The organism is Vibrio sp. OPT46, from assembly GCF_015163535.1.
GTDB lineage: Bacteria > Pseudomonadota > Gammaproteobacteria > Enterobacterales > Vibrionaceae > Vibrio > Vibrio alginolyticus.
Genome location: NZ_JADDYG010000132.1, coordinates 1 through 5,090 on the forward strand (window position 1 = coordinate 1; position 5,090 = coordinate 5,090).

6 protein-coding genes and 1 pseudogene are annotated in these 5,090 nt (G+C 41.2%); 3 read left to right on the forward strand and 4 right to left on the reverse strand.

Annotation, left to right across the window (positions count from 1 at the left end):
* Positions 1-469 precede the first annotated feature (469 nt).
* The gene (locus IQR33_RS05795) at positions 470-640 is read left to right on the forward strand and encodes a hypothetical protein (protein ID WP_193837685.1); all 171 of its coding nucleotides are present in this window, start codon (positions 470-472) and stop codon (positions 638-640) included.
* Positions 641-950: 310 nt separating this feature from the next.
* On the opposite strand, the gene IQR33_RS05800 is transcribed toward IQR33_RS05795, so the two are convergent.
* Together IQR33_RS05800 and IQR33_RS05805 are read right to left on the reverse strand one after the other, a co-directional pair.
* A complete protein-coding gene (locus IQR33_RS05800; protein WP_104980635.1) occupies positions 951-2,147 on the reverse strand; it encodes a lipase family protein in 1,197 nt (398 codons plus the stop codon).
* Positions 2,147-2,695 (reverse strand): DUF6795 domain-containing protein, encoded by a 549-nt coding sequence (locus IQR33_RS05805; protein WP_228010072.1) that lies wholly within the window; start codon positions 2,693-2,695, stop codon positions 2,147-2,149. Before IQR33_RS05805 ends, IQR33_RS05800 begins: the two co-directional genes overlap by 1 nt.
* A 350-nt stretch (positions 2,696-3,045) precedes the next feature.
* Between IQR33_RS05805 and IQR33_RS35810 the strand changes: the two genes are divergently transcribed.
* Positions 3,046-3,285, forward strand: a complete 240-nt coding sequence (locus IQR33_RS35810; RefSeq protein WP_081048923.1) for a transposase — start codon at positions 3,046-3,048, stop codon at positions 3,283-3,285.
* A gap of 193 nt (positions 3,286-3,478) precedes the next feature.
* A pseudogene (locus tag IQR33_RS05820) lies at positions 3,479-3,631 on the forward strand (YcxB family protein); the annotation flags it as partial.
* Between the two features lie 119 nt (positions 3,632-3,750).
* On the opposite strand, the gene IQR33_RS05825 reads toward IQR33_RS05820, so the two are convergent.
* The gene (locus IQR33_RS05825; RefSeq protein WP_170960428.1) at positions 3,751-4,491 is read right to left on the reverse strand and encodes a helix-turn-helix domain-containing protein; all 741 of its coding nucleotides are present in this window, start codon (positions 4,489-4,491) and stop codon (positions 3,751-3,753) included.
* Positions 4,492-4,595: 104 nt separating this feature from the next.
* Complete coding sequence (locus tag IQR33_RS05830) at positions 4,596-5,057, reverse strand: carboxymuconolactone decarboxylase family protein (RefSeq protein ID WP_042520770.1); 462 nt, start codon at positions 5,055-5,057, stop codon at positions 4,596-4,598.
* Positions 5,058-5,090: the final 33 nt, after the last annotated feature.

The following is a 5,090-nucleotide window of genomic DNA, read 5'->3' on the forward strand; positions in this document are numbered from 1 at the left end:
AACTACAGTGAGTTTAAAAGCGAGGGAGTAATCGCGCTGAGTTCTTTTAGTTGTTGATTTCATAACACTCTCCAATTTTGGGGGTGGAAAGTGTCAACTTTATTTAGGACGGCACAGAGCTAACAAAAAAAGCGAGTCCGTGGGTTTGCTTTTTTGATCTTAGGGTTTGATGCTTATGGGGTAGCTCTGATTCAGACTCAAAATCTGAACCACTACACTCGGTGTTTCTGGTTGCGTCTTTCCAGTATATGGACTCCTTAAGTGTGCTGCGGAGTTAGTGTGTAAACTGAACCAAAAAAGTGACAATGAGATAGTTTATTGTGAGCCTACAGTGATGACGCCAACTTCTAGAGCATTTTTTGCTCGATTACTATGTCCGGCAAAGGTTTGACATTCGTTAGTTTGTTGGATTTTCCCTAATAAAGTTCATGTGGCCAGTGTTGGACTTATGCGTCTAAAGGTAACTTCTATGCGGAAGAAACTTATTCGATTTGAGGGGGCTATCCATGGGATTGCGATTCGAGCCCCATGGGAGGCGTTCGAAGTTTTAGGGAAAGTAGCCTATGAGAATGGAGTGTACAGCGAGAATCGAACCTACATCATCATCAGCTTGGAAGGGAGCGCAGTTCGGGTTTTGTAAGAGCTATTTCCCATTAAATCTATTTAATGTCAATTGTTTAAGTTACTTTTCCAACAGAAATCCAAAAACAGTTGAAACTGTAAACCTACATTTTGGCTCCTAATCACGAATTTGAAAATAGTGAAAAATTCATTATTTTCAAATTCGTTTTGATAAATCGCGACCCGATTTGGTTAGAAAGTTTCATCTAAAAAGTGCTTAATAAGAATCCCATTTAGCGGCGTTATGTCAATGTCACCAGTTAACTTATGAGCTGATGAGTTCACCTCTAACTAAGCACTCACGTTACTATGCCATTGCAATGGTTAGGTTAACTTAGCAACGATATCGCTTGTTTAGATACTCTGACTAGTCGTCCAATGGTTCTTTCGAAAACCCATCTAATGAATCGGGCGGATAGATCCTCAATGATGGTCCCATAGTGACCGGCAAAAACAAGCATATGGCCTAATAAGCCTTTTAGTTGCTCTTCATTGCGCTTAGATGATTTAGCAACGGCTTCTAGCTTTCTTGAAAGCCAATCATAAAAGGTCAAGCCAGCAATCACGCCTGCTTGAATCGTTACCGTTGACAAAAGAGCCACATCTTTCAAATAGGTGATAAGTGCGCCCTGTATTCTATCTGCCCAATACTCCGAAAAAGAAGCTTGATTTCGTTGCTCATACTTTAGACGGATAGGGGTAAATAAGTGGTCATTCGATTTCCTCTTCAACGCTCCCCAAGAATCCGAGGAAGCAGTGTTTAAGTAACCCGGATTTTTGTTTCTTGCCATCAAATGGGCTGATATGCTTAATCCAGTGCCAGAGTCCAAGCGGTACTCGCCTGTTGAGATTGGAGCATGAATAAATGGCCAAAGCGGTATTTTTGGTACAGGATCAGCACCATGCGTACATCGATAAACACCATCGTTTAGCTTTTCCGATGAGCGTGCGTATGCTTCCAGACCAACTCTAGGAGCGCCAAAGGTGTATAAGGTGGTTCTGACCTTCATCTCACTACGCACCCAATCAGCGCAAAGTGATGCGAGCGCTCCACCTAAGCTGTGCCCAACGCAATGTATACGTTTTGGTTTAGGATTCATCTGCATAATATACTGCTTCAACTTGGGGCTAAGACTTTGAAAACAATTGTTGAAACCAGCATGAGCGGGCGAACCGTTTGGTGATCCTTTCACCCCTATATTCGCATTTGTGATCCAATCATTAGCATTTTGTGTTCCTCGAATTGAAATGACAATTTCATTCTCAAATGTAGAACCTTTACCAGTGCCAACCACTGCAAACGCCTCTGAAGTTCTCATCAAGCCAGGGATAACTTTACGCAATACCGGTACATTGGATAAACCCGCTACACCGCCTGTAAAACCATCAAATACATCATTTTCAGAAAAAGAAAAGTGATTTGAAAAACTGTTTTTGCCCGGCATGATAAAACGGCCATTATTTTCATAAGCTTTGTAAGGAATATCCGCTATTTCTGAAGCCATTTTTGGTGTTAACTTTGCCATTACGTGTCCTTATTTAGTAATATTTTTTCAGAAAATCCTTTCAAATCACACCTACTAATAATTTCAAGATCGAGGCCATTCTCAACAAATTTATTTTTAAAAAAGTAACGATATTCGTCCGAATTAATCTCACAACTTAAATCAAGAAGATTATCTGAAATAAATCCATAGGGTTTCACGTCAGAAAAGCGAGCCTCTAGTAAGTAGTATTTTTTGCCATCTACAAAAATGTAAATACCAATGTAGCTAGAGGATTCATGAAGGGCAGGTTCTTTAAACGTCTGATAGTGGTATGTAGGTTCGAAATGAAAATAACCATTTTCTGACGTAATTGTCTCGGTGATATAACGGTTTTTAGAAAAAGCTGTGTGTAGATAAACTACCTCGCTAGTAAACGCTTTCCCGTCTAAGTATAAGCGACCAGTGATCTCTGAGCTAAGTATGTATTGAAACTTTTTTGATTTGAAGAAATTAAACATATCTGCGTTACAACCTGTTGAGAGCAATAATATTGTGGCACTCATAAGGGAAACCAGTATTTTAGTCATTTGTTTACCAATATTGTACATAGGTCAACCCATATCCACGCGTGAGACGATACTATGTCCTAATGCTCTCAAGTGCTAGCCTAGGACCGCCCCAATTCTCACAAATAAGTCATGTCAAAGCTTATATCTAGGCATACTTTAAAAAATAATGTAAATGACATGTCTATTACTTTCATGGGTTAAACATAAGTAGACTCCCTCTGGCAAAAAATACCGAGCTATTCGTTAAAGTACTTATCCACGTCCATTTCGTAAGCTTGCATACTCATTGTCTCATTCTGAATTCTTATCATGAAGATCAGTTAACAATAGCCACCGCGCAGATGGTTGTTTTTTATAACCGATAAAACATGGCGCCATCTCAACTTTTTCAGCACCATTGCTATATCACAGCGAAAATACCTCGAGTTCACTATAAAGCTCATCGATGTGCCTGGGCAGGTTGGAGTGGTGTCAAAGATGAGCTTCCGAAAGCGAATGTTACTCTCGACTGGTTCCATGTAGTGCATTTATTTACACGAGCTGTTGATGACGCTCGAAAACAATGGCACGCAAAAAGCTCTTCGTTGGGTGGTGTTAAAGGATGTTGAGAGTCCGATGACAGATAAGCAAGCACAAGCTTTAGTTGACTAGAGCCAGTAAGAAAAGTCCTAACAACCTTAGAAAAGCACCCAGAGAGAATACTTCCACGTTGGAGCTCGACCTATGCTAATACTGAGAATTTTGACTGACCGAGGCACTGAATACTGTGGCCGTGTTGAACAGCATGATTACCAACTCTACCTAGCTATCAATGATATCGACCAACTCGAACAAACTGATTTGGGCTTTATCCTTCACCTTGGTAAACAACGCCAATACATCAGCAAATCTTGCTTAAACGAAGAAGTGATCGCGTTTATGGTAGAGCGGCACGCGGCATCAAAAGCGAGCTAACCAACTCACATCAAGCTGGAATGAGCGCTCGAAAAAGTAGGTGATATATGATCGAACATTGTAACAAGTATATGGTCGATTCTGAATCAATGGGGTTTGATGTAGAAAGCTAATAAGGTTTAGAGGTTTCTCTTTCGGACATACTGCTTCGGTGTCATGCGCGCAATCTGCTTACACTCTCTAGTCATGTGTGCTTGATCGGAAAAACCTTGCTCCAGCGCCAACTCCGATAAAGTAAGATCGGGTTGCGCTCGGAGTTGCTCTAAAGTGTGCTTCACTCGTTTAATGCGTTGGTAATGTTTAGGAGTAATCCCCAACCATTTCTGAAAATTGCGCTCTCTCTGGCGCTGACTGATGGTCCCTGTAGGTTGGTCAATAATGTGGCCGACATACTGCGGTTCATATTCCTCAATCAGTGTTTGAACCCAGCGATATAACGTAGAAATCCTTGCATATGGCGAACGCGCTGTTTGCAGAGACTCAAATGTTGCTAGCGCAGAAGAAGCCAAAGGGTGGTCGTCTTGAATCCGCAATAGCTGTTCTAGACGTTTACCAAATAGTTGATAACCAACAGCAGGATGAAAGCGTACGCCAGTCATCACCGCGCCTGGCGGTAGGCAGACCTGATGTGCCAGAATGCTTATAGGCAGTAGGACAACCCCTGGCGTTTGCCACTCACCATCCATTTGTACTTCATTCTGTAAAATGAATACCACACCTGTACCAGCATCACTGAGTAATTGTTTACGTACGGTTTGCGTCGTATCAGGTTTGACGGATGCTGACCAAATGGCTTGAACATAGCCAGCTAAAGCCTTTTGAGGTTTTAAAATATCAAATTCTAAGTTCAAATGAATCATCCTATTTAACCTCAACTTAAATGAGAAAGTGATACACATGTACTTTTCATCCTATTAAGTTGAGGTATAAGCAGCGGCTTACAAGTAAGAACCGTCAAATAGAATTATCGAGGTTTATAGACTCCAACCTTTGGCTTAAATGCCTTAACTATTCGGTTCCAACTATTGATCGCGTTGATCGCAATTGTTAGGTTGACCATAGCTTCTTCTCCAAAGGTATTCAAGGTCAGCTGATAGGTATCATCATCTACTGGTAGGCCAGCAGTTAGTAGTTCAGCCCAGCCTAGTGCAACGTGTTCTGCATCGCTGTAGAATGGCATATCTTTCCATGCACTAAGCCCCCATATGCGTTCCGGCTTTTCACCTAACTGAAGCGCATCTTTACTATGCATGTCGATACAAAATGCACATTGATTGATTTGCGATATGCGTAACTTAACCAGTTCCCATATGATCATGTTCATGGTTTCTGATTGGCTAAATTGTTCATGGAAGTAAGCTTCCTGAGCGTATAGGATTTCTATTGCTTTTGGCGCTACTTCAATATAGTTGAGTCGTTTCTTCATGGTCATTCTCCTCTGTTTTTTACATAGTAAAAA